Below are 24424 nucleotides of genomic sequence, written 5' to 3' on the forward strand. Positions count from 1 at the left end.
AGCCTTGATCCACCGATCCGCGGTTGGTCCTGACTGATTGTCGGGGGTGGCCGTGGTTTTGGTTGCGGGCATGGCGGGTTGTCGGCCTCGCTGCCGGTAGGGTTCCACTGTGTGTTTCTGGTCGGGCCGTTGTCCGGCGGTGGGCGGGGTTCTATGGCGCTTGCGGTGGGGCGTGGACGCTGGTGAAGAGCTCGTCCCAGTAGGTTTGCCAGGGCCACTTTTTGGGCAGGTGAAGAAGGATGCGTCGGGCGCTGGAGGCGATCCGGGCCGGGACGTGGATGAGTTTGCGGCGGATCGTGCCGGTCCGGGCTTTGCCGAACGGCCCGGCGGCAAGGCGGCCGGCGGCTCGGGTGAGGTTGTAGGCCATGACCGCGGCGACCAGCCAGGCCGAGTTCGCGGCGAAAACGCCGGAGGGCATGTGGGCCAGCGCGCTGTCCTTCAGATCGGCATTCACCTGCTCGATGATGGCGTGTTTCCGGTGGATCTTGTCAGCGGCGACGGTGTCCAGGACCGCTGCGTCCACGGTGGTGAAGAACGCGTGGTGCCGGTGGGTTTCAAACAGGGTGGGTTGCCCGTCGCTGGCTTTCTTGTTGAGTTCGGGGATACGTCGCACGATCATGCGGCCGGCGATCTGCTCGGTTTTCTTGCGGGACGTGAACGCGGTGAACACGGTTTCTGCGACTTCGGCCCGCGAGACCCAGGTGTTGTTTTCCTCGTCGAAGACCGCATCGGTGTATTCGATGGTTTTCCACGCCGTTTCAGGGATCCCGGCGATGGCGCGTTTCACGGCCGGGTCCATGCGGACTGTCACCGAGACGGCCGCCCCGGCGGCCAGCGCCGCGGCCACCGAATCATGGCCATAGTAGGCCGAGTCGAGGCGGCAGAGCACCCTCCCGCCTGCGTGGACGCGTTTGAGGGTGGAGAGGGCGTCGGTGATCAGGCGTTTGGCGCCGCGGGCGGAGTTCGCCGCCCCCTTGCGCAGCCGCTAGGCCAGGATTACCGGGGCACTGTCCTTGGTCGAGGCGGTAGCCAGCAGCGCGTTCAGTCCGCGGACCCCGGAGTATCCGTAGCCGGAGCCCTGCTTGGCATAGCCATGGACCTCGATGATCGTGTCATCGACATCCACGAACACGAAGTCACTGCCGGTGGGTGAACCCAGCATCGGTGTCCGGCCGGCCAGGTTTCCCAGGAAGCGGGACGCGACCGCGTCGAGTTGGCGGACATGCCCGAACGTGAAGGACCGCAGGAACGAACCAAGCGTCGANGGATTCCGCCCCATGTGGCGTGGGCGCCAGTGCCAGGGGAGTAATGGATGTCGCCACCCTGGAAGGACTGGTAGCAGCCCCCGCCGGCCAGCCCGCAGATCTCGTTGCTAGTCGGGTGGCCTAGTTTTCCATCACCGCCTCCAGCTGCGGTCCACGCGGCACCGATTGTGCCCAACAAATTGACGGCATATCCTGCCGCGAAGCCTTTCAGGTTAGCGAGGCTCCCGTTCCAAACATTCGAGTCGCCTGCAAAAGGCCCGGTACTGCTGTATTGCCAGATGCTGTAGTCGCTCCAACTGGAGGGGAGAGCGCCGGCGTCGTTTGTTGGGGCGGACGGGTAAGCGGCCACCCACAGTGGATAGTCGCCGAACCCTGGCGCATCGGCCGTGCACTGTTTCCACCAGGATGTGTTGGTGTAGATAACGGGTAAGCGGCCTGTCATGGAACGTACCGTGTTCCCAAAGTCGCGGACCCAGGACGTTAGTTGTGACGGTGACATGTCATAGCAGGTGTTTCCAAAATAGAAGCCGCTAATGGTCCGGCCAGCGTAGGGGTTGAATTCAAAATCGAGCACCGGAGGCAGCGTGTACCCGTCGGCACTCCAACCGCCACCGTTCTGAACGAAATAGCGTGCTTGGTCTGCCCCGGAGGACCAGTTAGGGATGGCGAAGTGGTACGCACCGCGGACCATGCCGACGCTGCGGGATCCTTGATATTGGGAACCAAAGGCATCGCTCTTGAAATAGTTGCCTTCGGTTGCCTTCACGTAGGCGAAGCGTGAACCCATGTTCCACTGCTCCTGCCAGTTGACCGAGGGCTGATGGCCGCTGACATCAAGACCTTGGATCCCAAACGTCGGCCGCCATGTGCCTTCCGTTGCCAGCGCCTCGGTGGTCAGAGCTTGGCCAATATCGCGGGGACCGGACGGGGTCGCACCCACAGTACGGGCCGATCGCTGCCCCATCTCTGCACCACCAGGACCGATGGCAGCCGCCATCGCCGCGTTGTCGGGTGCACCGGCTTTGACAGACGCTACCGGCGCCGGTGCAGAGGTTGCATCCGCTATCGGCGCCGGTGTCGTGACCGGCGTCGGCATCGCAATCGCTGTGACCGGCGGCGCGGCTGCCGTTGACGGCGGTGCGAGGATCGGGCCCGCCAGCAGGGCCACCAGCAAAAACGTGTAGCCAATGCGGAGGCCGGTGTACTGCCCCAGGGGAAGTTGTTTCCGCTTCATTTTTTGCTCCGAAACGATGGTGCGCTTCGTGAGCGCGATTTATGAATCTCTATTTCTTGTCGATCCCGTCCGGGAGCCGCCGCACAACGGATTGTCCGACTCGATGGGCTCACACGATAACACCGTAGTGTCGACGTGACCAGTGATTCTGATGTTACTGAAGTTACAAGTGTGAATCATTGGGGGGCGCTTCTTTTGCGTCCATTGGTTGCGGAGTCGCGCCAAACATTCGACTTTGTTCGTCGGGGCCCGAGGATTCTTCTAAGCTGGAGCCCATGAAGGTATTGGTTACCGGCGGCGCCGGCTACATCGGATCGCACACGACCTTGTGTCTGCTCGACGAGGGACACGAGGTCGTCGTACTCGACAACTTGATGAATTCGAACCCTGAATCCCTGCGCCGGGTGGAGCGGCTCACCGGCAAGAACGTGGACTTCCGCGAGGTCGACCTGCTTGACGCGGCCGCCGTCGACGCCGTTTTCGCCGAGGGCGGCTTCGAGGCCGTCATCCACTTCGCCGGCCTGAAGGCTGTGGGTGAATCGGTGCAGAAGCCCCTCTGGTACTACCAGAACAACGTGGTGGGCACCCTGAACTTGTTGCACAGCATGGACGCCGCCGGTGTGCGCCGGCTGGTCTTCAGCTCCTCTGCCACCGTCTACGGCGCCTCGGAGGAAGTCCCGCTCATCGAGAAAGCCCCGCTGGACGCCACCAACCCTTACGGCCGCACTAAGGAACAGATCGAGGACATCCTCACCGACGTGGGTGCCGCTGATCCGCGCTGGAGCATCGCACTGCTGCGCTATTTCAACCCGGTGGGCGCCCACGAGTCCGGACAGATCGGCGAGGACCCGAGCGGCATTCCCAATAACCTGCTGCCGTTCGTTGCGCAGGTTGCCGTGGGCCGCCGCGAAAAGGTGATGGTGTTCGGTAACGACTACCCGACGGCGGACGGCACCGGCGTGCGCGACTACATCCACGTGATGGACCTTGCCGCCGGCCACCTCGCCGCACTGAGCTATCTATCCGATAAGTCGGGTGTGTTTCGCTGGAATCTCGGCACCGGCAGGGGGTCCTCCGTGCTGGAGGTCATTGAGGCGTTCGGCAAAGCGGCCGGACACGACGTGCCCTACGATTTCGCTCCCCGGCGGCCGGGGGACGCTGCCGTCAGCTACGCCGATTCCTCGGCAGCACTCGCAGATCTTGGCTGGTCCGCGCGTCGGAACCTTGCGCAGATGTGCGAGGACCACTGGCGCTGGCAGATTAGCAACCCGCAGGGCTACCCCACGGTTCACGAGACTTTCGGGCTCACAGTCGCATAGGGTTCCCGGGCGGCGGCCGGCTGCGGCGGGTTGCCGCTGACGGCCGCTTATCCACAAACGTCCTGGGCACCCTTGCCCGGACGACCCTGCTCCTCTAGCTTTAACCCAATTGCAGTGCCCCGGAGACAGGGCGGCAGTCATATGGGGGCCATTGTGGAGGCTGTACGCATTGTCGAGGACGAAGTCCGCGAGTTGATCCGCCGGCGCGGCCTGGACCCCCTGAGGCAGGCTGGTGAAGTCCGCCGCCTCGTTGAGGCGGCGGTGCTGGATTACGACGAGCGGGCCCTGCTGGCGCCCCTCCCTCCAATCGGTCCGCTCGAGCCCGCCCAGAGGTTCGTTTTCGACGCCGTGGCGGGGTTCGGTGCGCTTCAGCCCCTGCTGGACGATCCGGCCATTGAGGAAATATGGCTCAATGCCCCCAATGAAATTTATGTGGCACGGAACGGCGAGTCCGAGCTGACCTCTGTCTCGCTCACGGACCAGCAGGTCCGGGACCTTGTGGAACGGATGCTCAAGAGTTCGGGGCGCCGCCTCGATATGTCCTCTCCGTTCGTAGATGCAGCGCTGCCCGACGGTTCCCGCCTGCATGTCGTCATCCCGGACGTGACCCGGCGGCACTGGGCCGTCAACATCCGCAAGTTTGTGGTGAAGGCCAGCAGGCTCGAACACCTCGTGGAACTCGGCACGCTGACGCCGCAGGCAGCCCGGTTCCTCGGAGCCGCCGTGGCCAGCGGCCTGAACATCCTGGTCTCCGGCGCGACCCAGGCCGGCAAGACCACCCTGCTCAATTGTTTGGCGGCGAGCATCGGGACCCGCGAGCGCGTCATCACCGTCGAGGAAATCTTCGAGCTGCAGTTTCCGCTGCGGGACGTTGTGGGACTGCAGTGCCGGCAGCCAAATCTGGAGGGCGAAGGCGAAATTCCCATGCGCAGGCTGGTCAAGGAGGCCCTGCGCATGCGCCCCGACCGGCTGGTGGTGGGCGAGGTCCGGGAGGCCGAGAGCCTGGACATGCTGATCGCCCTGAATTCCGGCCTTCCCGGGATGTGCACCGTCCATGCGAATTCGGCCCACGACGCGGTCACCAAGATCTGCACGCTCCCGCTGCTGGCCGGCGAGAACATCTCCAGCGCCTTTGTGGTTCCGACGGTTGCTTCCTGCCTCGACCTCGTGGTCCACTGTGCCCGCCACGCGAGCGGGCGCAGGGAAGTGACGGAGATTTTGTCGTTGGGCCGAAGGGTCGAGAACGGCATTATCGAGTCATCCATGGTGTTCGCCGTCGCCGACGGCCAGCTGCAGCCCAGGGCCAACTCGATGCCGTCAGCCGAGAAGTTTGCCCGGGCAGGGTACGACGTCGCGGCCCTGCTGGAGCCGCGCTGATGGCGGCGCTGGTGGGCATGCTTGCCGGTACCGGGCTCCTGCTGATCTGGTGGTCTGCCTGGGAACAGCCACAGGCGGCCAGGCGCCGGCCTGGACCGAGCACTCTGGAGGATCTGCTGCGGTCCGCGGGGATTGAGAGGGTCAGCGGCCCCGGACTGCTGGCGAGCTGCCTTGGCGTCGGAGCGTTTGCGACCCTGGTGATCTTTGCGGTGACCAGGTCGTGGCCGATCGCAGGCTGTTTTGGCCTGTTTGGCGGCTGGCTGCCGATGGCCATCGTCAAATGGCGCGCGCGGAAGCGCGCGGCAATTCTGCGTCAGTTGTGGCCCGACGTCGTCGACCACCTCCGCTCGGCGATCCGCGCCGGACTGTCGCTGCCGGAAGCCCTCATCCAGTTGGGCGACAAGGGTCCTGAGGAACTCCGTCAGGTGTTCCGCGATTTTGGCTCCGACTACCGCGCCGGAGGACAGTTCGATCCCGCCCTCACCAGGCTGAAGGACCGGCTGGCGGATCCCGTGGCCGACCGGATCGTGGAGGCGCTCCGGTTAACCAGGGAAGTGGGCGGCTCGGATCTCGGCCGGCTGCTGGGCACCCTGGCGGAATTCCTGCGCGAAAGTGCCCGGACCAGGAGCGAACTGGAGGCCCGGCAGTCCTGGACCGTCAACGCCGCGCGGCTGGCGGTGGCCGCCCCCTGGATCGTCCTGATGCTGCTGGCAAGCAGGCCCGAAGCTGTGGCCGCCTACAACACGCCCCTCGGGGCCGCCGTTTTGACGGGCGGACTGGCGGTGTCCCTGGTCGCCTATGCCGTCATGCTGCGTATTGGGGCGCTGCCGGCAGATGAACGGGTGCTCCGATGACAGGGCTGATGGCGGCTGCCGCCGCCTGCGGAGTCGTCCTGGGCTGCGGAGCCTGGTTGTTGCTGACCAGGCTGCCGTTCCTCCGGCCGACCACCTTCGTGGAACGCATCGGCCCGCAGCTGAAGTCCCATAACCTGGAATCCCGACTCCTGCGCGCTGCGCCGAGAAACTTCACCCTGTTCGGTCCGCTGGAACAAATCCTGCGCCCGGTCATTGGGGACGCCATCTCGTGGCTGGGGCGGCTGAACCCCGGTTCCGCGGCACTGGAGCGCCGCCTGACGAGGGCCGGGAGCGCGAAATCGCCAGCGGATTTCCGGGCCGAACAGCTCCTCTGGGGCGCGGGCGGTTTTGTCGCGGCGGTCGGTGCGGTCGTGGTCTTCGGTGCGGCCGGACGCTCCAGCCCCCTGCTCGCCGTCGTGCTGGTGCTTGGCAGCGCCGTTGGTGGTTTCCTGTTGCGCGACTATCTGCTGGGCGCCCAGGTCAGGAAGCGCGAAGCGCGCATGATGGCAGAGTTCCCCAGCATCGCCGAGCTCATGGCCCTCGCCGTCAGCGCGGGAGAGAGCGCCACGGGTGCGCTGGACAGGGTGTGCCGCAGTGCCCGGGGAGAGCTGTCCAAGGACTTCGCCCGCGTCCTGGCGGAGACCAGGGCAGGGAAACCGCTCGTGGAAGCCCTGCAGGAGTTCTCGTCACGGACGGAGCTGGGCCCGTTGCTCCGTTTCGTGGACGGGCTGATCGTGGCGGTCGAGCGTGGGACTCCCCTCGCTGATGTGCTGAGGGCACAGGCCCAGGACGTCCGGGACACCGCCAAGCGCGAGCTGATGGAGTCGGCCGGAAAGAAGGAAATCGGAATGATGGTGCCACTCGTGACTCAGTTGTAGTCTTAGGTCTATGACCGCTACAACAGCTATTTACGTCAGGCAGTCTGAAGACAAGTCAGGCCATGAGGCCGCCGTCCAGCGGCAGGAGGTCGACTGCCGGGCACAGGCAAAGCTCAAGGGCTGGGACGATCCTGTGCTGTACGCCGACAACTCGATCAGTGCGACCACAGGCAAGACCCGGCCAGCGTTCGAGCGCTTGCTCAAGGACATCGAGGCAGGCACTGTCACCGCCCTCGTTGTGTGGCACATGGACAGGCTCACGCGCTCCATGAAAGACCTCACGCGAGTCATCGAGGCGGGCAAGGCGCACCGGCTGAACATCGTTGGAGTCAAAGGCGGTTCCCTGGACCTGGGGGATGCTACCGGCGTAATGACCGCGCAGATCCTTACGGCAGTCGCCGCCGCAGAGGTCGCGCACAAGAGCGAGCGGCAGAAGCTCAGCAACAAACAGAGGGCTGGTAAGGGTGAAGCATTCTGGACGCGGCGACCGTTTGGATACGACCGGGCCGACGGCAAGGTGTTCACGGTCAAGGAGGAGGCCGACGCGATCAGGGACGCCGCCGGGATGATCCTGGGCGGCGAGACGTTGTCGGCTGTGGTGCGGAAGTGGAATGAGGCAGGGCTGACGACCACCACGAAACAGCAGGGCAAGTGGGGCGTGACGCAGGTGCGGCGCGTGCTCCTGAACCCCAGGTACGCAGGCCACCGGCTGTACAACGGCACCCAGCAGGAAGCGGCAGGGCAGTGGGATCCGATCCTGGACACCGAGACCGCCGAGCGGCTGGAGGAAATACTCACGGACCCGCGGCGCCGCACTGCACCCGACGATCTGAACTCCAAGTATCTGCTGTCCGGGATCGCCGTCTGCGGCAAGTGCGGGGCGAAGATGTTCGCGGCCCCGGTACCTGCTAAGGGCGGTGGGAAACGCATGGTCTACCGGTGCTTTGGCGGGTACTGCATGCAACGATCCCTGCTCGACATCGACAACCTCGTCACTGCCGTTGTCGTCGGCAGGCTGTCACAGCCGGACGCGGCGGAGTTGTTCACCGCCGGGGACAGCACCGGGGAGCTCCGGAGCAGGGCCGCAGATCTCCGGGACCGCCGGGACACGCTCGCGTCCCTGTTCGGGGAAGGTCTGATGTCAGCCGCCGCCTACCGGGAGCAGGCAGGCAAGCTGACCGGCAAGATCGCTGAGGTCGAGGCGGCTATTGCATCGGCTGAGGTTGTCAACCCTGCCGCCGCTCTGATCCACTCCGCTGATGTGGGCAAGGCGTGGGCGGATCTCCCGCTCGGCAACCAGCGGCAACTCATCCGGGCGCTGATGACCGTGACGGTCCTCCCGGCGGGACGCGGCAAGGACTTTGACCCTGACCAGGTGGACATCCACTGGCTGTAAGCTTCTGACCAAGAGTTAGTCATTTCGTTTTAGTTAAGCTGAATGCCCTCATTATCCAAGTGGCAATGAGGGCATTCTTCTGTCACCTATGCGTCCAATTGCACTGTCCCGAGTGGGCGTATTTGGAACCGATAAAGTCCGTGCTGCCTCGTATTATTGATGTTGTACAACAAACATACGTGGAGTAGCCATTTGAGGGAACGGCCTCTACCCAGCAGGAAACACAGATTCAGTTTCTTCAAAGGGGACCACCCAAATGCTACGTGACAACTCTGTCACCGCCGCCGCCTGTGCAGTCAGCCGGGCGTCGCGGAAGAACAACAAGTCGGGCGACCTTGAGCAGGCCCGCCGCAACCTTGCCGAGGTCAAGATTGCCAGGTACGTCACAGCGACCCTGGCGGAAGCACCTCCGCTGAGTGAAGAGCAGCTCAGCCGCCTGTCCGCCCTGCTGGGGCCCGCTGAGTAACGCCGTGACCGCTCCTAAACCAACACCGCCGCCACAGCCGCCGCGCGATCTGTCGCCTGAGGCGCTGCGTGAGCTGCACCGGATTCTCGCCGCAGTCGGCGGCTCAAAGCAGAACTATGGCCGCATGCCAGCCAAAGGCAAGGGTAAGCGCCGGTGATGGAACCGCTGAACGTGCCAGCCGCCGCCGTGACCGCCGAACTGCAACGCTATGCCGCGTTCGTCGGCCTTGTTCTGACGGCCCGTTGCGCTAACTGCGGCCGCCCGTTGTTCGCCGCCGCATCCGTCCATGCACGCCTCGGGCCAACGTGCCGCAGGCGTAAGCAAACCGAAACCCTACAGAGGAAGCAATGAACGAACACAAGGTGCCAGCGGCACCGGAATCCACCACAGTGCTCACGCGCATGACCTGCCCTGCCTGCGGCAAGGAGAACGCGGCCGTGCGGTACGACCTCACCCTTTTTGGGCACGGTCCCGGCTCGGCCTGCACTGGCGGTGACGTTTTCTCGCGCATGCTCGCCGCGGAGGGCTTGGATGTGCGCGTGGCTGGCGCCGATACCGGCACGCCGTGGGCGCCGCACCCTGGCAACCGCACCGACTACCAGCAGGCGCGCGCACTGCGGCCGCTGGCGCGGCGCGTTTTCGTTGCTCTGCAACTGCGCCCGGCTGGCATCACAACCTGGAAGGGCTGGGCGCTGGTGTCAGGCATTTCAGAGGCCGATCTGCGCGCTGGATGCCAGATGCTTGAGGAGCGCGGCATGGCGGTGCGACATGACAAATGAACGGTTCGCCATGATCCCGCTGGCCGCGCTACAGGCTGACATCGGCGCTAGTGCACTGAGGCTCTACATGGCACTGCGGGCACGCTACCGGCCGGGGCGCGCTACTTGGCAGGCTGACGAATCAATCGGCCGTGAGCTTGGGATCACAGCGCGCGCTTACCGGCAACAGCTTAGGGAGGTTACGCGCGCCGGGCTGGTGCGCGTGAACCCTGACCTGGTTGACGGGCGCCGTAACAACTACGTGTTCCCGCAGGCAAGGCAGACCGTCAAGGTGCCTGCCGCGGTGATCGAATCAGGAATCTCGGGGAACGCACTCAGGGTCTACGCAATCACCCGCAGGTACTCACCGGAGGCGGGCGTACCGCTCATTGAGAAGCTGGCCGAGGAATACCCGATCTCAGAGCGGTCGCTGACCTATGGACTGAATGAACTTACGGCCGCCGGATTCATCGTCGTCACGAAGCGCAGGCTGAGCCGCTGGCGGCGGCGCAACGTGTACGAGTTTCCGGTCGTGCTCAACACGCAAAAAAACGTATCTATCCCCGATGCGGTTGTGCACGATACTGCGCACCTTGAGGGCGGAAATTTGCGTGCCTTGGATACCGAATTTTGCGGACCGAATAGAAGGAGTGTTAGAGACCGTTTGTCAGAGAACGTTTCGTTAGAGACCGTTGCCGCTGAAAGGTCACCGGCCGCTGTGGTCAAGGCTGAAATTTTTTCCGTGGACAAACAAAAGCAAAACGACCTGGCGGAACTGAAGCAGGGCTGGCCGGGTTCGCTGAGGAACGGCGCCGCTATCGAGGTGGCGTACGCGGAGGCGCTGAAAGGCACATCGCACCGAGTGATTCTTTGGGCGGCAACGATCTACAGGCGCGAAGTCATGGCAAGCGGGACAACCAAGGTTTTCAACCTTGAGAACTGGCTTGCGAAGAAGTCGTGGCACGAGTACGTCGGCAGGGGGTACAGAATCCCGGACCCGCCAATGTCGGCCGAGCGGCGGCGCGAGTGGGAGGCGCGGTGGTACGCCGACGACCCAGAAATGCTGAAAGTGATCCAGGGCGGCTAGCGGTGGAGTACAGCAAGGCTGAGCTGATGCACCAGATCGAGGTTTACCGGGGCAAGGCACTGGCTGAGCACGAGTTGGCACTTGCGTGGCGGAACCGGGCACTAAAGGCGGAGGCCGCGCTGATCGAGGCCACACAAAACGATAGGGGCACGGAATGAAAACGCAGCACATCATCGAGGACCTGGTGGCACTGATCCGCCTTGCCAAAGGCGGCGACGCAGTCGTTGACCCGGTGGCCTGGGCGGCGCACCTGCCGCAGAACCTGCCCGATGCGCTCACCTACGTCCAGGTAGCGTGCGCCCTCGTTGAATTGCTCATCAGCGGGCCACAGCAGGACGAGATTCTGGCCGAGATGGTTACGCTTGCGGCCGCAATCGACTACCGGTAATGCGCTCCTACTGGTTGTACCTGTGGTTGTACTGGGCAACAGCTACGGGCACGCCGCAACAGGCACCACAGAACTCCGGCACGTATGTGCCAACAAGCACCACCACCACCACAACCACCACACCAGAGGGGACACCATGAGCATGGAGATACACGAGGCGCAACGCAGGGTCTTGGCAATGACGCGCGCGCTCGCAGACATCGACACCAAACAGGTCGAAGCGACGCAATCTTGGCAGTCGCTACAGCCAGCCACCGAAGACGAAGCCAGGGAGATGCTGTCCGCCGCAACCACCCTGCTCCTCCAGGTGCTAAGTGATGGGCGCATGGGCGGGCGTGAGGCAGAGCTGGCACGGCTTACACGGCTCAGCATCGCCTACGAGCAACTACAACGGTGACAGCCCCGACAGTGGCAACGACACGGCACCCAGCTATGACCACACCGAGTCGGGGCGCGGCAACGCGGGACATGGGCAGACAGCAGGGAGACAGCGGCAACACACCGCCGGGGGAGTGCCGGTTTTTCTGGCAGGCATGGCGGCAATCACCGCGGCGTGGACCACAATCTTTTTGGGACGACGACCGTAGAAAAAACGGATTTATTAGGGAGGAGCAGGGTAAATGGGCGAGAAGCCGCCGAGAGGCGCGATTGAGAAGCGCACCCGCAAAATGATCAAGGCAATGCGCCTGGCTGGCACCGAGGAGCAGAAAATGCTTGTCGAGCAAGCTATTGCCGGGGCGAAGATCATGGATGAAGCAATGATCGGCGACCGCAAGCGTTACATCGTGTCGACGGGGCACCGCCTGCAACGCGAGGCCCTGGCTGGTTTGCGGGCGTCCCTGCCGCCCGCGCCGCCGCCTGCTCCGCCTGTGGCTGTTGACGATCCGCGGGACGACCTTACGCTGTGGCTTGCCGCGGTGCACCGGCCGACTGTGCTGTGCCAGCTTGCGTTCCCTGTGGTCGTATCGGGCGAGTGTGTGGCTTGCGACGCGGCCGTGCTGGCAAGGGCGGTTTACGCAGGGCGGCACCCTGGCACGCCGAGGCACGAGTACGGCTGGTCCAGGGCTGATTGCGGTTGCCAGAAGTGCGTCGCGGAAGAAGCGGCCGCCGCGGGCGACCCGTAAACGGCTGTCGCCTATTGGTATAATCGGAGAAGCGCCGTATAGAGACCGACTTGCCGAATAAGCATCGCCTATGCCGCCGAGATTTTCCCGGAGCATGACTCCGCTGAACAGGCGAAACCATTCAGCGTTGAGCACCTACCGGCAATCCCAACCCACTTAGCCACCACGGCCCGTAAACGTCCCGTCTGGCTCCCCTGTTTAGGAAAGAGATTTCTGATGTCAACTTTTGCAACCCAGCTCCTCGAATCCCGCCGCCGCCTTGCTGAGCAGGCGCGCGCACTGCTGGACACCGCCGAGCGCGAAAACCGGAGCCTGACCGGCGAGGAAGAGCGCCAGTTCGACCGGCTCGGGGCGGACATGGACGGCCTGAAAGGCCAGATTGACCGCGTTACCAAGATGGAAGCCGACGAGCGCTCGCTCTCCGATTCCATGCCGTCCGGGGGTGAGCACCGCGAGGAGTCGGGCGACGCCCTGATTGCCCAGTTCCGGGCAGTCGCGGCCGGTGAGCGCAAGGGCTTTGACCTGCCTGTTACCCGAGCCGATAACCGCGCCCTTACTGAGCACCGGGCACTGTCCAAGGGCACTGTCGGTGCTGGCGGCGCTACCGTCCCTACGTCCATGGTTGGGCAGATTTACGAGCACATCATCGAGTCCTCGGTACTTATCCGGGCCGGTGCAACGATTTTCGTTACCAACTCTGGCGAAACCGTCGACGTTCCTGTGACGACTACGCACTCCACGGCCGCGCTCGTCGCTGAATCGGGCACCATTGCCTCATCCGATCCGGTATTTGCGAAGCGTTCCCTTGGGGCGTACAAGTACGGGCTCATGGTTTACGTGCCGACCGAACTTTTGCAGGACACGGGCGTCGACCTGACCGGCTACCTTGCACGGCAGGCCGGGCGTGCCGTTGGCAACGCTCTGGGCGCACATCTGATCTCGGGTACGGGCACGGGCCAGCCTACGGGCATCCTCACTTCGACGTCGCTGGGCGTCACCACTGGCACTGGCGTTGTGGGCGTACCGAGCGCTGACAACCTCATGGATCTGCTGTACGCGGTTGCACCGGGCTACCGGAACTCGCCTGAGGCTGCGTGGCTTGTCAAGGATTCCACGTTGGGCGCGATCCGGAAGCTCAAGGACACTACCGGGCGCTACCTGTGGGAACCGTCCATGCAGGTAGGACAGCCGGATATGTTGCTCGGGCACCCGCTCTATGCGGACCCCAACATGCCTGCAACCGGGCTGAACGCGAAGTCTGTTGTGTTCGGCGACCTCTCGGGGTACTGGACCCGCATCGTGTCCGGTGTGCGGTTCGAGCGCAGTGACGATTTCAAGTTCGACACCGATGTCGTTTCGTTCCGTTGCCTCATCCGTGGCGACGGCCTGCTGGTGGACCAGTCCGGCGCTGTCAAGCACCTTGTGGGCGCCGCATCCTGACCACGTAGGGCCAAAGGAAAGGTAGGCACCACATGGAGCTTGAAACACGGAACCTGCCGGGGAGAGTTGAACTGCGCTCCGGCGGGACCGGTATCGGCCTGCTCGTCGGTTATGCCAGCGTGTTCGGCAAACGGTCGCAGAACTTGGGCGGCTTTGTTGAGGTTGTCGACAGCAAGGCGTTTAGCAAGTCCCTGGGCGACAAGGCGCCTGTCGTTGCACGGTTCAACCACAACGACGATTACCTGCTGGGCACTACAGAGGCCGCGACCCTGCGGCTGTACGTAGACCGCACCGGCCTGAAGTACGAAGTGGACCTCCCGGACACTGGCGCGGGGCGCGACGTACGGGCACTGGCCGAGCGCGGCGACCTGCGGTACTCCAGCTTCGCGTTCCGCACCGTGTCGGATACGTGGGGCGAGACCGAGGACGGCATGCCCTTGCGTACGCTGACGGCCGTGCACCTGGTTGACGTGAGCCCAGTGGTGAACCCTGCTTACCGCGATACCTCGGTTGGCATGTCAACACCTTTGCGCGGCTTGGCTGAGCACTTCGGGCTTGAGCTTGAGCAGGTGCGCCGGGCTGCCGAGGCAGGCGATTTGCGGGCGCTGTTCCGGAACCCGCCGGCACCGGCACAGAACCCCGCGGCGCGCGAGCAGTTGGCCATGATGCGCCGGAAGCTGGCCCTTTGGGCTGATTAGTTTTGGGCGTGGCGTAAACGTCACCTCCGTCCGGGTTTTTGAGTGACATTTACCGAGCGGAGGAACGATGGCAGGTTTTCCCTCACCTGCCAGCGCCACCCACCCAATAAAGCTGGCCGGGTCGAGGGGTTGCCTCCCTCGTCTCCCCTCCCCGGCCATGCAGTCCAGGCGCCACGCCTGCACTGCCGAGAGAGGCCCCGGCACTTTCCTCCATCAGGTGCCGGGGCCTCTTATGCCTGTGACTGGCGCCGCATCCGGCCGACATTGCAGGAACAGCCCTCCCCGGCACAGACCTGCCACGACCGGCCTGAGGCCCGCTTACAGGCGCGACAGCGGCCGCGAAACACCCGATCTATAGTTATGCTCGTGCACGCTCGCCCGAATCAGCTAGAGAAGGCGAGAATCGGCCTTGTCTGCCCTTGAGTCGCGACGACCCATAAGGTCGGCCACAACCACATTGACCTCGGAATGATAGGGGCGACAAGGTGGCATATCGAAAGTTTGGCTGGGAAATCGCGTACAGACGTTTACCAGCATGCACCTAATTACAGCGGTGTAACCCAGAGCAGTGCATAAATAACCGACACTGCGCCTGCGCCCCAGCGGCGCCCTAGGTTTTCCACAGATTGTTCCGGACGTGCCCGATAGACTTGCAAGGTGGTTCCCCCCAGCCACAAGGAGGCCCCGGCGGACGTGTATACGTCTCCGGGGCATTCCTTGTGTTTAGAGGGCGACTCTCGCCCTGGGAGATTCGCTGTGCTTGCGACGCAGCTATGACCCAACTCCTCTGGCGCCGCCATGCAGAGTGGCCCGCTCATCGGAAGAGCAACAGCTGGACAACTCGGCGGCGACTTCGACTCGACAACGCAACGAGCCCTCCCGATGCTCGGTGCACCGTGAAGGGCTCGCTACTTTTTTCCGTCGAACTTATTTGGTGTAAATCCACCAGGCCAAGATGAGCCCAGCGATGTCTACTGCCGTCTGAGCGACCAAACAAGCATTGGCGAGCCGCTGGTTCGGGACGGGGACGGGCGGGTTGTTCGTTTCGTCGGTGGTCATGGATGACGTCCTTTGAATAAGGTTGCCGACCACCTGCGCGCACCCGGCAACTCTTTGTCTGGACAGGGCGCTGGTCGCACCACTGGACATCAAAATTGCCTCGGGCACCCGTAACGGGTATGTTTTAGGTGTTAGAACACTCCCTAAGATTCCTTTCGGTCCCTTGCAAACGGTGCAGGCGTCGGACATGGATTTACGGACAATTGACCTCGCCTGGTTCTGAATGAGCGTTCAGAGCCAAATAAGGCGGGGTCGATTTGTATCTACCCCAAAGACGGATTCCCCGGCTTCCAGTACAAACCTTAGCTCCAAGAAGTGTGATTCTCCCATCCCCGGGTTACATCCGTGTGGTTCGGACAGGCCAGCCCAAGAGACAATGTGGCCCATATGGTCGAATCGCGGGCGTTTGACGGAGTCTGTCCACAGGCTAATCCACAGGACGGGGGTCCTTACCGCTGGCTGTAAAAATCTTCCCCAGACCTACGTTGAACCCTTGACGCTGGCTCGCGTGCGACGCTGATGGTCAATACCGGCCGCAGCATGGCTGACGTCGACAAGCACAAATATCATCCCGACCATGAATGCAAAGCGACCAGCAATCATCGTAGGTAGGTGCCGTAGATAAACCAGAGCAGGCATAACGCCTCGGAGCGTAGCGTCTAAACCCGACCAAGTCGCCGCGCAGCAGCGGTGCCTCTAATCCGATATGCGGTCCTGGGCACGCTGCAACAAAATGTGCGGCCTGACGGCCAGGATCTCAGCGACCTTGAAGAATGTCGGCATCGGCATGCTGCGGTGGTCCCTGAGGTAGCGGTTTAGTGCTGCACGTCCTACGCCGATGGCATCGGCTAGGTCCTGCTGGTCCATGTCGCGCTCGGTTAGCTCCACTCGGATCTGTCGCGAAAGTGAGGCTTCCAGGCGTTGTGCATATGTTTCCACGCGGATAAACCTAGCGCATCCGTGCTGAGTTGTTTCCCTTTCGGCACTTGAAATCGCGGTTCAGGGTAATTCTTTGGTCGGAGCGATATAGACTCCCGTTCCATGGGACTAAAGGAATGGGCCGCCAAAGCGCCCGTAGCAACGTATGGACTTCTCTCGCTCTATTCGGACAGGGTTAGGAACCTTGACCCTAAGCAGAAGGGCGAGTTTCCATTGGCCGGAGTGACCGTATCTGTGGAATCCGGCGAAGCGCTGTCCCAGCGTGTGACGCTGACGAGGTTCGCGGCTATTGGTTTGTTCGCTCTGGCTGCGAAGAAGAAGTCCGGCGGTGAGTCGTATCTGCTGGTTGAGGGGCCGAATTTTGCGTGGACCGCAGAGGTGAAGCGCGGCGACCAGCCGAAGGCACAGAAGTTTGCCGCTGCCCTCCGCTCGGCCGCCGCCAAGCAAGTAGAGGCGTAGCAACTGCGGGGTACCCCTACCACTTTCCAACTCTTCCCAAGCCCCGGCGGTTGTCCGCCGGGGCTTGTTTGTGTCGAGAAATAACGCAAGTACTGCACGATTGTTGTTCCCGTCGTCTTCGGCGTCCTGCCGCTGACGGTTGTGTTCGCCGTTTTTCCGGGGCTGGCCGCCCTCAGCATGGGGCTGTAACAACGGCAAAAAGGAACAGCAGGGAAACCGCAGGAAGACGAAACGAAGGACCAACCAGAGGGGGAGAACGTGAAACACATCCTTAACCGCATGGCGCTGTTGCTCTGCACCATCAGCCTGGCGCCCGGGCTTGCCGGGACGCATTCGGCCATTGTCCGGAAGCCTGAAAGGCCTGGGGACCCCCGCGAGCGGGGCGATGTGCCCGGCTGGGTGATGATCACCTTGATGTCGGCCGTCCTCGTCGCCGCACTCCTCGCAATCGCCGTCCCTGCCCTGGAAGGACTGTTCAACCAGGCCATGGACAAGGTCGGGCAGTAGCACGTGCACCTGCCCGGCGCCGGCTGGGGCAAAACTGACGAACGGGGTTCGGCGGTGGTGGACTTTGTCCTCGTGGGGGCGCTGCTGACGCTGTTCTTCCTTGCCATCGTCCAGCTCACCCTCGTTCTGCACGTCCGGAACACACTGATCGACGCCGCGGCGTCGGGCGCCAGATACGGCACCCTCGCGGACCGCAGCGCCGTCGACGCCAGGGAGCGGACAGCGCAGTTGATTGGCGTCGCGCTCAACCCTGCGTTCGCCGAGGACGTGACGACGAGCGAAGCCACGTACCAGGGCGTCCGGACCCTGGAAGTCACGGTCCGCGCGCCGCTGCCTGTGGTCGGACTGATCGGTCCCCGCGCAGTTTTGGAGGTGAAGGGGCATGCGGCCATCCAGCCCTGACTCGCCGGCCGGCCCTGCCGCTGGGGACCGTGGGTCCGGGGATGACGCCGCGGCAGCGGATGCCCGCGTCCCCGGCGATGCCCAACGGGGAAGCGCAGTCGTCGAATTCACGTTCCTGTCGCTGCTTCTTATGGTGCCGCTGGTCTACTTCATCATCACGATGGGCCAGCTCCAGGGCGGCTCATTCGCAGTCGTCGGCGCCGCGGACCAGGCCGCGAAGGTCTTCGTGGCCCAGACGGATGCCGCCGCCGGGCGGGCGGCCGCCGAGCAGGCCGTCCTGCTGGCGCTCGCCGACCATGGTCACCCCGCGGCCAATGCCCGCGTCGAAACCAGCTGTGCCCCCGCGGACTGCCTGGCAGCGGGATCGGCTGTGACGGTCACCGTCCATCTGAGCGTGCCGCTGCCGTTCGTCCCGGTCAGCGGCGTGCTCAACCTGAACGCCGGGCAGCTCAGCGCCTCCGCCACCCAACTGGTGGGCCGCTTCCGGTGAGCCGTCCCCGCAGGCAGCGCGCAGGGCGCCCGCGGCAGGGACCGGAACCGGATCAGCCGCCCCGGAGCCAGGGCAACGACGCCGGGCAACTGATGGTGCTGATCATCGGCTTCGTGCTGCTCGCGCTGCTTCTCACGACGGTGGTCGTCGCCGCCTCCAGCGTCTACATCGAGCACAAAAAGCTCCTGTCGCTGGCCGACGGCGCCTCGGTGGCCGCCGCGGACAGCTTCACCCTGGGACAGCTCGAAACGGGCGGCGGCAGCCCGACCGCCAGCCTGACCGGAGCCCGCGTCCGGAGCACCGCCGTCGAGTTCCTGGACCGCAGCAGCGCCTCGGGCCGGTTCAGCGGTCTCGCCGTCGGGCCGGGAACGGGCAGCCCGGACGGTTCCACCGCCGTCGTGGTCCTCAGCGCCGCCGTCCACCCGCCGGTGGTCACCTTTCTGGTCCCCGACGGCATCAGGATCGAGGCGAGTTCGACGGCGCGTTCCCGGCTCACGCGCTAGCTGGCCCGGCGGGCCCCCAGCCGGGCCGCGCACCCCAGTCCGGGCGGCCTGCACGGATAGCGTAGGCTTAAAAAACCATGGCAAACATCGATTTTCCCGCAGAAATCCGCGCCCTGCGCGCCACCTACGCCTCCATCGAGAACGTTTCGAATGTCGAGGCGCTGAAGGAAGACATCGCCGAACTCAGCGAACGTGCCGGCGAACCCAACCTGTGGGATGACCCCGCGGCCGCGCAGGTCATCACCTCGAGGCTCTCGCACCGCCAGTCCGAACTGGCCCGCCTGGATTCCCTCACCTCGCGGATCGACGATCTTGAGGTCCTCGTGGAGCTAGGCGAGGACGAGGACGACGCCGACTCCATGGGCGAGGCCGCCGTCGAGCTCGAATCGATCCGCAAGGCGCTGAAGGACCTCGAGGTGGTCACCCTGCTGTCCGGCGAGTTCGACGAGCGGGAAGCCGTCGTCAGCATCCGCGCCGGCGCCGGCGGTGTGGACGCGGCGGACTTCGCTGAAATGCTGCTCCGGATGTACCTGCGCTGGGCCGAACGCCACGGCTACCCGACCACCATCATGGACACCTCCTACGCCGAAGAGGCCGGGCTGAAGTCCGCCACCTTCGAGGTCAAGGCGCCTTACGCCTACGGCACCCTCAGCGTCGAGGCCGGCACCCACCGTCTGGTCCGGATCAGCCCTTTCGACAACCAGGGCCGCCGCCAGACCTCGTTCGCCGCCGTCGAGGTCATCCCGCTGATCGAATCGACGGACTCCATCGATATCCCGGACAACGAGATCCGCGTCGACGTGTTCCGCTCCTCCGGCCCGGGCGGCCAGTCCGTCAACACGACGGACTCCGCCGTGCGCCTGACGCACATCCCCACCGGCACCGTGGTGTCCATGCAGAACGAGAAGTCCCAGCTGCAGAACCGCGCGGCGGCCCTGCGGGTGCTGCAGTCCCGGCTGCTGCTGCTCAAGAAGGAACAGGAGGACGCCGAGAAGAAGGCGTTCGCCGGTGACGTGAAGGCCTCCTGGGGCGACCAGATGCGCTCCTACGTCCTGAACCCGTACCAGATGGTCAAGGACCTCCGCACCGAGCATGAGGTCGGCAACACTTCGGCCGTGTTCGACGGCGAGATCGACGACTTCATCGACGCCGGCATCCGCTGGCGGACCGACAACCGCAACGCGGACAAGTGACCTGCAGTGACGTAACCGTCACGTAGCCCGCGGGCCGGTACCCGCCGGCGGCAGAGCTGCCCCGGCGCCTGGGGCGTGCCCCTACTGTCTCCTGCGTCACACCGGCCCCTCGCGTCTATTCCTGCGACACGCCTGCGCACTCAGGCCGTTCCGCCGGGGCGCGTGCGTATAGTCGAGAAGCCGGAGCTCTACTTCCCCCACTAGAAAGCCCGCGCGCCGGCAGCAGAACAGGGCAGTCCCCGCCCACGTCCTGCAGGGTACTTAGGGCCATGATCCGTTTCGAAAATGTCACCAAGGTCTATGACCAGACCGCGCGACCTGCGCTGGATTCGATCAACCTTGAGATCGACCGCGGCGAATTCGCCTTCCTGGTCGGGGCCTCCGGTTCCGGCAAGTCCACCTTCCTGCGCCTTGTCCTCAAAGAGGACCGCGCCTCCTCCGGCGCCGTCTACGTGGCCGGCCAGAACGTCGCGAACATCTCCAGCTGGCGCGTGCCCCGGCTCCGCCGCGGGATCGGCGTCGTGTTCCAGGATTTCCGCCTGCTGCCGCAGAAGACCGTGTTCGCCAACGTCGCCTTCGCCATGCAGGTCATTGGCAAGAGCCGCAGTGTCATCCGCGACACCGTTCCCGAGGTCCTCAAGACCGTCGGCCTTGAGGGCAAGGAAAACCGCCTTCCGCACGAACTCTCCGGCGGCGAGCAGCAGCGCGTGGCGATCGCCCGCGCCGTCGTCAACCGGCCGGGCATCCTGCTGGCCGATGAGCCCACCGGCAACCTGGACCCCACCACGTCCATGGGCATCATGGGGGTGCTGGACAAGATCAACCAGAACGGCACCACCGTCGTCATGGCCACGCACGACGACGACATCGTCAACGAGATGCGCAAACGCGTCGTCGAACTCCGCCACGGCGTCATCATCCGGGACGAGGCCAAGGCCCTCTACACCGCCATGATTCCGGTCGTGGGACAGTCACGCCGCCTCCGGGATGCCAGCGGGCGGGAACCCGGGCCCGAACCCGAACCCGGGCCCGAACCCGAGCCCGAGCCCGCTGCCGCCAGCGCCACCGGCGCAGACGTCCGCATCGCAGGGGAGGCCCGGCTGTGAGGCTCCAGTTCGTCCTCGCCGAGATCGGCAGCGGTCTGCGCCGCAACGTCTCCATGGTGGTCTCGGTCATCCTGGTGACATTCGTGTCCCTGACCTTTGTCGGCGCCGCCGGCATGCTGCAGCTGCAGATCAACCAGATGAAGGGCTACTGGTACGACAAAGTCCAGGTCGCCATCTTCCTCTGCAGTGACGGTTCGACGGCGGCCGGCTGCGCCACCGGCCCCGCCACTGCGGAACAGCAGGAGAACCTGGGCAAGCTGCTGGAATCACCTGCGGTGGCCCAGTACGTCAACGACTTCCAGTTCGAGTCCAAGGATGACGCGTACAAGCACTTCAAGGAACAGTTCTCCAATTCCCCGATTGTCGACTCGGTGACGCCCGACCAGCTTCCGGCCTCCTTCCGGATAAACATGAAGGACCCGGAGAAGTACCAGATCATCAGCGAGACGTTCTCCTCCCAGGCCGGCGTCGAAACCGTGATCGACCAGCGCCAGCTCCTGGAACGGCTCTTCTCGGTCATGAACGCCGCGTCGCTCGTGGCCGTCAGTGTCGCCGGCGTGATGATCGTCTGTGCCATCCTGCTGATCGCCACCACGATCCGGCTTTCGGCCTTCAGCCGGCGGCGGGAGACCGGGATCATGCGCCTGGTCGGGGCGTCGAAGATGGTGATTCAGCTGCCGTTCATCCTTGAAGGCGTGATTGCCGCCGTGATCGGCGCGGCGCTGGCCTCAGCAACGCTGTGGGCCGTGGCGCACTTCTTCCTGGGCGGCTACCTGTCCCGGCAGTATCCGGACACCGCCTTCATCTCCGCAGCGCAGACTCTGATCCTGGCGCCGGCGCTGATTGGCCTCGGCGTCCTGCTGGCAGGAGTATCATCGCTCCTGACCCTCCGGCGATACCTGAGGGTTTAGCGTGCAAAACGAAAAGGGAAAACCCATGACACGGATGCACCGCCCCGCCCCGCAGCCGGTTCCGGCCCGGCTCCCGGCGGCCGGCCGCCGCAACCGCGTCGTCGGCGCCGCGCTGGCGCTCGTCCTGGCAGCAAGCCTGGGCGCACCGACCCCGGTGGCGTTCGCCGGCACCCTCGAGGACCAGCAGGCCGCTCTCCGCGAGGAAGCGGCCCGGGTCCAGCACTCCCTCGAATTCGTGGATTCCAAGATCGCGCAGGCCGCCGGGGACCTCGTTCTGTACCAGGGCCAGCTGCCCGGCGCGCAGCAGGCTCTGCTGGAGGCCCAGGGCCGCGTGGCCAGTGCCGTCAAGGAGGCCGAGGCCCTCGCCGCGCGCGTGGACCTGGCGCAGCAGAACAAGGCCAAGATCACCCAGCAGCTCGAGGCGGACAAACAGAAAATCGCCGACACCAAGAAGTTGATCGGGCAGATCGCCACCCAGGCCTACAAGTCCGGCGGTGTGCCTTCGAACCTTTCACTGTTCTTCGGCTCGAACAACAGCGGCAGCCTCACGGACACCATGGACCTGGCCGACCAGGCCATGCGCAGCCAGAACTCCGCAATGGACAAGCTCTCCCAGCAGAACGCCACCAACGTCAACTCCCAGGCCAGGCTCGAAGCGGTGGAAGCCGAAATCACGGACCTCAAGGCCAAGGCCGACGCCGCACTGGCCCGGGAACAGGCCGCCCGTGATGAAGCCGAGGCCAAAAAGGCCCAGGTGGACAAGCTCATCGCAGACACCGCCCGGCTCGATGCAGAACTCCAGGCCGCCAAGCCCGGCATCCAGACCCAACTCGCCCAGGTCAAGTCCCAGCAGGACGCCGTCGCGGCCGACATCGCTGAACGAGACCGCAAGCTGCGCGAGGCCTGGGAAGCCGAACAGCGCCGCATCGCCGAGGCCGCCTCGGCAGCTGCCGCGGCGGCCGCCCGGGCCCAGGGCCAGACCAAGGCCCCGGCGCCGTACGTCCCCGCCCCGGCCGGAAACCCGTCAGCGTTCGGATTGAGGCACCCCTTCAACGGCGTACGGATCAGTTCCGGCTTCGGCTGGCGCGCCACTCCGCCGGGCACCACCGACTTCTACGGCCAGGGCGGTTACATGCACACCGGCATCGACTTTGCCGCGGCCTGCGGCACACCGGTCTACGCCGCGGCGGCAGGCAGCGTGTTCTCAGCCGGATGGGCCAACGACGGCGGCGGCAACAACGTAAAAATCTCCCACGGCGTCGTCCAGGGAAACTCGCTGACCACCATCTACTACCACAACGTCAGCGTCACGGTTTCCCCTGGACAGCAGGTCAGCCAGGGGCAGCTGATCGCCTATTCGGGAACCACCGGCAACTCCACCGGTTGCCACTCACACTTCGAAACCTGGCTCAACGGCTCGGCCGTGGACCCCATGAGACTGCTCTGATCCGCCCGGAGCGGAAGCCCGCGGCCAGGACACAGCTCTGCCGTAAACTGGAAAAAGCCCGCGCCGCACCGGCAGCGGGCCCACCCATCGATCCAAGGAGTTCTACCGTGCCGAAAGAAAGTGGCCGCAAGGTAGTGGCCACCAACCGCAAGGCCCGGCACGACTACACCATCCTCGATACCTACGAGGCCGGGATCGCGCTCATGGGCACCGAGGTGAAGTCCCTCCGTGAGGGCCATGCATCCATGGTCGACGGGTTCTGCACCTTCTACAACGACGAGCTGTGGATGGAGGGCATCCACATCCCCGAGTACCACCAGGGTAGCTGGACCAACCACGCCGCCCGCCGCCGTCGGAAGCTGCTGCTGCACCGCGACGAGCTCACCAAGATCTCGCACAAGATCCGCGAATCAGGCTTCACGATCGTCCCCCTCCAGCTGTACTTTGTGGACGGCCGGGCCAAGGTGGAGATCGGCGTCGCCCGCGGCAAGAAGGAGTACGACAAGCGCCAGACCCTGCGCGAGCAGCAGGACAAGCGGGAGGCGCTGCGCGTCATGCGCGAGCGGAACCGGCGGTAGGGACCGGCGCCCGAAACCCGCGGGAATGATTTTGCGGGAACGTGCGTTATGCTGGATAGTCCGGGAAGGAACGGCGCGGAAACCGCAGCAGCGGTGGAGTGCCGGACCCGAACGGTTTGATAACAAAATACGGGGATGATCGGTTTCGACGATGTTAGTCGCGACAGGTGAAGCGGGCCGAGGATGCAGAATTATCTCGTAAACGCTGTCTGCAAACCAATAAGTGCCGAATCAAAACGCACTGACTTCGCTCTCGCTGCCTAAGCAGTAAGACAGTCCGTCAGCCCGAGGTTGCTATTGCCCCGGATCCTGGCGTCATTTAGATAGCCACTGCTGTTTACCCCCGTCATCGGGGTGAACGGGACTCTTTGATGACTGGGCCCGGATCAGCCAGCTGTTTGCAGCATGGCTGGGGCCGAGAAAATCCGACGCAAACTGCGCCCGGAGAAGCCCTGACAACACGACATCGGACGGGGGTTCAATTCCCCCCATCTCCACCATCGGAGCCCCGGAGACGGCGCTCCACCCCGTAAAGTTCCACATAAA

The 24424-nt window shown here is 64.3% G+C and carries 28 protein-coding genes, 1 other RNA gene and 2 pseudogenes; 27 read left to right on the forward strand and 4 right to left on the reverse strand.

The window, feature by feature from the left end; genetic code table 11:
- Nucleotides 1-151 precede the first annotated feature (151 nt).
- Together ACZYX4_RS03090 and ACZYX4_RS03095 are read right to left on the reverse strand one after the other, a co-directional pair.
- A pseudogene (locus tag ACZYX4_RS03090) lies at nt 152-1285 on the reverse strand (IS1380 family transposase); the annotation flags it as partial.
- Nucleotides 1246-2262, reverse strand: a pseudogene (locus ACZYX4_RS03095) (GH25 family lysozyme); the annotation flags it as partial. The pseudogenes ACZYX4_RS03095 and ACZYX4_RS03090, both read right to left, overlap by 40 nt.
- On the opposite strand from ACZYX4_RS03095, the gene ACZYX4_RS03100 reads away from it, so the two are divergent.
- From ACZYX4_RS03100 to ACZYX4_RS03175, 16 genes are all read left to right on the forward strand, one after another.
- On the forward strand, nt 2249-2449 hold the full coding sequence (locus ACZYX4_RS03100) for a hypothetical protein (protein WP_463873963.1): 201 nt from the start codon (nt 2249-2251) through the stop codon (nt 2447-2449). The pseudogene ACZYX4_RS03095 and the gene ACZYX4_RS03100 sit on opposite strands and share 14 nt — an antisense overlap.
- A 325-nt stretch (nt 2450-2774) precedes the next feature.
- Nucleotides 2775-3818: a UDP-glucose 4-epimerase GalE gene (gene galE, locus ACZYX4_RS03105; protein ID WP_463873604.1), complete on the forward strand. Its 1044-nt coding sequence runs from the start codon at nt 2775-2777 to the stop codon at nt 3816-3818.
- Nucleotides 3819-3971: 153 nt separating this feature from the next.
- Nucleotides 3972-5195 carry a CpaF family protein gene (locus tag ACZYX4_RS03110; protein ID WP_463873605.1) on the forward strand — a complete coding sequence of 408 codons (1224 nt, stop codon included), beginning with the start codon at nt 3972-3974 and terminating at the stop codon, nt 5193-5195.
- Nucleotides 5195-6049 (forward strand): type II secretion system F family protein, encoded by an 855-nt coding sequence (locus ACZYX4_RS03115; protein ID WP_463873606.1) that lies wholly within the window; start codon nt 5195-5197, stop codon nt 6047-6049. The genes ACZYX4_RS03110 and ACZYX4_RS03115 overlap by 1 nt, the downstream gene beginning before the upstream one ends.
- Entirely contained in the window at nt 6046-6927 is an 882-nt protein-coding gene (locus ACZYX4_RS03120; RefSeq protein ID WP_463873607.1) for a type II secretion system F family protein, read from the forward strand. The genes ACZYX4_RS03115 and ACZYX4_RS03120 overlap by 4 nt, the downstream gene beginning before the upstream one ends.
- 10 nt (nt 6928-6937) lie before the next feature.
- Nucleotides 6938-8323 carry a recombinase family protein gene (locus tag ACZYX4_RS03125; protein WP_463873608.1) on the forward strand — a complete coding sequence of 462 codons (1386 nt, stop codon included), beginning with the start codon at nt 6938-6940 and terminating at the stop codon, nt 8321-8323.
- Between the two features lie 256 nt (nt 8324-8579).
- Complete coding sequence (locus tag ACZYX4_RS03130) at nt 8580-8789, forward strand: hypothetical protein (protein ID WP_463873609.1); 210 nt, start codon at nt 8580-8582, stop codon at nt 8787-8789.
- 156 nt (nt 8790-8945) lie between these two features.
- The gene (locus tag ACZYX4_RS03135) at nt 8946-9140 is read left to right on the forward strand and encodes a DUF6011 domain-containing protein (RefSeq protein WP_463873610.1); all 195 of its coding nucleotides are present in this window, start codon (nt 8946-8948) and stop codon (nt 9138-9140) included.
- Nucleotides 9137-9568, forward strand: a complete 432-nt coding sequence (locus ACZYX4_RS03140; RefSeq protein WP_463873611.1) for a hypothetical protein — start codon at nt 9137-9139, stop codon at nt 9566-9568. The genes ACZYX4_RS03135 and ACZYX4_RS03140 overlap by 4 nt, the downstream gene beginning before the upstream one ends.
- Nucleotides 9558-10634, forward strand: coding sequence for a hypothetical protein (locus ACZYX4_RS03145; protein ID WP_463873612.1), 1077 nt, complete (start codon nt 9558-9560; stop codon nt 10632-10634). Before ACZYX4_RS03140 ends, ACZYX4_RS03145 begins: the two co-directional genes overlap by 11 nt.
- Before the next feature lie 2 nt (nt 10635-10636).
- Nucleotides 10637-10792, forward strand: a complete 156-nt coding sequence (locus ACZYX4_RS03150; RefSeq protein ID WP_463873613.1) for a hypothetical protein — start codon at nt 10637-10639, stop codon at nt 10790-10792.
- Complete coding sequence (locus tag ACZYX4_RS03155; RefSeq protein WP_463873614.1) at nt 10789-11022, forward strand: hypothetical protein; 234 nt, start codon at nt 10789-10791, stop codon at nt 11020-11022. The genes ACZYX4_RS03150 and ACZYX4_RS03155 overlap by 4 nt, the downstream gene beginning before the upstream one ends.
- 136 nt (nt 11023-11158) lie before the next feature.
- A complete protein-coding gene (locus tag ACZYX4_RS03160; RefSeq protein WP_463873615.1) occupies nt 11159-11419 on the forward strand; it encodes a hypothetical protein in 261 nt (86 codons plus the stop codon).
- A gap of 223 nt (nt 11420-11642) precedes the next feature.
- Nucleotides 11643-12146, forward strand: coding sequence for a hypothetical protein (locus tag ACZYX4_RS03165; protein WP_463873617.1), 504 nt, complete (start codon nt 11643-11645; stop codon nt 12144-12146).
- Nucleotides 12147-12362: 216 nt separating this feature from the next.
- Entirely contained in the window at nt 12363-13586 is a 1224-nt protein-coding gene (locus ACZYX4_RS03170) for a phage major capsid protein (protein ID WP_463873618.1), read from the forward strand.
- Between the two features lie 32 nt (nt 13587-13618).
- Complete coding sequence (locus ACZYX4_RS03175; protein WP_463873619.1) at nt 13619-14284, forward strand: HK97 family phage prohead protease; 666 nt, start codon at nt 13619-13621, stop codon at nt 14282-14284.
- Nucleotides 14285-15211: 927 nt separating this feature from the next.
- Here the strand turns inward: ACZYX4_RS03175 and ACZYX4_RS03180 are convergent.
- A complete protein-coding gene (locus tag ACZYX4_RS03180; RefSeq protein WP_463873620.1) occupies nt 15212-15343 on the reverse strand; it encodes a hypothetical protein in 132 nt (43 codons plus the stop codon).
- 696 nt (nt 15344-16039) lie between these two features.
- Nucleotides 16040-16282 (reverse strand): helix-turn-helix domain-containing protein, encoded by a 243-nt coding sequence (locus ACZYX4_RS03185; protein WP_463873621.1) that lies wholly within the window; start codon nt 16280-16282, stop codon nt 16040-16042.
- Nucleotides 16283-16384: 102 nt separating this feature from the next.
- Between ACZYX4_RS03185 and ACZYX4_RS03190 the strand changes: the two genes are divergently transcribed.
- The 11 genes from ACZYX4_RS03190 (at nt 16385) to ssrA (ending at nt 24378) form a co-directional block, all read left to right on the forward strand.
- Nucleotides 16385-16741 (forward strand): hypothetical protein, encoded by a 357-nt coding sequence (locus tag ACZYX4_RS03190; protein WP_463873622.1) that lies wholly within the window; start codon nt 16385-16387, stop codon nt 16739-16741.
- Between the two features lie 258 nt (nt 16742-16999).
- On the forward strand, nt 17000-17248 hold the full coding sequence (locus tag ACZYX4_RS03195) for a hypothetical protein (RefSeq protein ID WP_463873623.1): 249 nt from the start codon (nt 17000-17002) through the stop codon (nt 17246-17248).
- Between the two features lie 3 nt (nt 17249-17251).
- Nucleotides 17252-17650 (forward strand): TadE/TadG family type IV pilus assembly protein, encoded by a 399-nt coding sequence (locus tag ACZYX4_RS03200; protein ID WP_463873624.1) that lies wholly within the window; start codon nt 17252-17254, stop codon nt 17648-17650.
- Nucleotides 17631-18140: a hypothetical protein gene (locus tag ACZYX4_RS03205; RefSeq protein WP_463873625.1), complete on the forward strand. Its 510-nt coding sequence runs from the start codon at nt 17631-17633 to the stop codon at nt 18138-18140. The genes ACZYX4_RS03200 and ACZYX4_RS03205 overlap by 20 nt, the downstream gene beginning before the upstream one ends.
- Nucleotides 18141-18232: 92 nt before the next feature.
- Entirely contained in the window at nt 18233-18643 is a 411-nt protein-coding gene (locus ACZYX4_RS03210) for a pilus assembly protein TadG-related protein (protein ID WP_463873943.1), read from the forward strand.
- Nucleotides 18644-18720: 77 nt separating this feature from the next.
- Complete coding sequence (gene prfB, locus ACZYX4_RS03215; protein ID WP_463873626.1) at nt 18721-19836, forward strand: peptide chain release factor 2; 1116 nt, start codon at nt 18721-18723, stop codon at nt 19834-19836.
- A 269-nt stretch (nt 19837-20105) separates the two neighbouring features.
- Nucleotides 20106-20942, forward strand: coding sequence for a cell division ATP-binding protein FtsE (ftsE, locus tag ACZYX4_RS03220; RefSeq protein WP_463873627.1), 837 nt, complete (start codon nt 20106-20108; stop codon nt 20940-20942).
- Nucleotides 20939-21853, forward strand: a complete 915-nt coding sequence (ftsX, locus tag ACZYX4_RS03225; RefSeq protein ID WP_463873628.1) for a permease-like cell division protein FtsX — start codon at nt 20939-20941, stop codon at nt 21851-21853. Before ftsE ends, ftsX begins: the two co-directional genes overlap by 4 nt.
- Before the next feature lie 34 nt (nt 21854-21887).
- On the forward strand, nt 21888-23300 hold the full coding sequence (locus ACZYX4_RS03230; RefSeq protein WP_463873944.1) for a peptidoglycan DD-metalloendopeptidase family protein: 1413 nt from the start codon (nt 21888-21890) through the stop codon (nt 23298-23300).
- Between the two features lie 107 nt (nt 23301-23407).
- Nucleotides 23408-23878 carry an SsrA-binding protein SmpB gene (smpB, locus tag ACZYX4_RS03235; RefSeq protein ID WP_463873629.1) on the forward strand — a complete coding sequence of 157 codons (471 nt, stop codon included), beginning with the start codon at nt 23408-23410 and terminating at the stop codon, nt 23876-23878.
- 131 nt (nt 23879-24009) lie between these two features.
- Nucleotides 24010-24378, forward strand: a transfer-messenger RNA (tmRNA) gene (gene ssrA / locus ACZYX4_RS03240).
- Nucleotides 24379-24424: the final 46 nt, after the last annotated feature.

Source organism: Pseudarthrobacter leeuwenhoeki (genome assembly GCF_055412885.1).

Bases quoted from the DNA above. Each gene is read 5' to 3' on its own strand.
- ACZYX4_RS03100 (WP_463873963.1), top strand. From the start codon at position 2,249: ATGGCAGCCGCCATCGCCGCGTTGTCGGGTGCACCGGCTTTGACAGAC.
- galE (WP_463873604.1), top strand. From the start codon at position 2,775: ATGAAGGTATTGGTTACCGGCGGCGCCGGCTACATCGGATCGCACACG.
- ACZYX4_RS03115 (WP_463873606.1), top strand. From the start codon at position 5,195: ATGGCGGCGCTGGTGGGCATGCTTGCCGGTACCGGGCTCCTGCTGATC.
- ACZYX4_RS03120 (WP_463873607.1), top strand. From the start codon at position 6,046: ATGACAGGGCTGATGGCGGCTGCCGCCGCCTGCGGAGTCGTCCTGGGC.
- ACZYX4_RS03125 (WP_463873608.1), top strand. From the start codon at position 6,938: ATGACCGCTACAACAGCTATTTACGTCAGGCAGTCTGAAGACAAGTCA.
- ACZYX4_RS03130 (WP_463873609.1), top strand. From the start codon at position 8,580: ATGCTACGTGACAACTCTGTCACCGCCGCCGCCTGTGCAGTCAGCCGG.
- ACZYX4_RS03135 (WP_463873610.1), top strand. From the start codon at position 8,946: ATGGAACCGCTGAACGTGCCAGCCGCCGCCGTGACCGCCGAACTGCAA.
- ACZYX4_RS03140 (WP_463873611.1), top strand. From the start codon at position 9,137: ATGAACGAACACAAGGTGCCAGCGGCACCGGAATCCACCACAGTGCTC.
- ACZYX4_RS03145 (WP_463873612.1), top strand. From the start codon at position 9,558: ATGACAAATGAACGGTTCGCCATGATCCCGCTGGCCGCGCTACAGGCT.
- ACZYX4_RS03155 (WP_463873614.1), top strand. From the start codon at position 10,789: ATGAAAACGCAGCACATCATCGAGGACCTGGTGGCACTGATCCGCCTT.
- ACZYX4_RS03160 (WP_463873615.1), top strand. From the start codon at position 11,159: ATGAGCATGGAGATACACGAGGCGCAACGCAGGGTCTTGGCAATGACG.
- ACZYX4_RS03165 (WP_463873617.1), top strand. From the start codon at position 11,643: ATGGGCGAGAAGCCGCCGAGAGGCGCGATTGAGAAGCGCACCCGCAAA.
- ACZYX4_RS03170 (WP_463873618.1), top strand. From the start codon at position 12,363: ATGTCAACTTTTGCAACCCAGCTCCTCGAATCCCGCCGCCGCCTTGCT.
- ACZYX4_RS03175 (WP_463873619.1), top strand. From the start codon at position 13,619: ATGGAGCTTGAAACACGGAACCTGCCGGGGAGAGTTGAACTGCGCTCC.
- ACZYX4_RS03180 (WP_463873620.1), bottom strand. From the start codon at position 15,343: ATGACCACCGACGAAACGAACAACCCGCCCGTCCCCGTCCCGAACCAG.
- ACZYX4_RS03190 (WP_463873622.1), top strand. From the start codon at position 16,385: ATGGGACTAAAGGAATGGGCCGCCAAAGCGCCCGTAGCAACGTATGGA.
- ACZYX4_RS03205 (WP_463873625.1), top strand. From the start codon at position 17,631: ATGCGGCCATCCAGCCCTGACTCGCCGGCCGGCCCTGCCGCTGGGGAC.
- ACZYX4_RS03210 (WP_463873943.1), top strand. From the start codon at position 18,233: ATGGTGCTGATCATCGGCTTCGTGCTGCTCGCGCTGCTTCTCACGACG.
- prfB (WP_463873626.1), top strand. From the start codon at position 18,721: ATGGCAAACATCGATTTTCCCGCAGAAATCCGCGCCCTGCGCGCCACC.
- ftsE (WP_463873627.1), top strand. From the start codon at position 20,106: ATGATCCGTTTCGAAAATGTCACCAAGGTCTATGACCAGACCGCGCGA.
- ACZYX4_RS03230 (WP_463873944.1), top strand. From the start codon at position 21,888: ATGCACCGCCCCGCCCCGCAGCCGGTTCCGGCCCGGCTCCCGGCGGCC.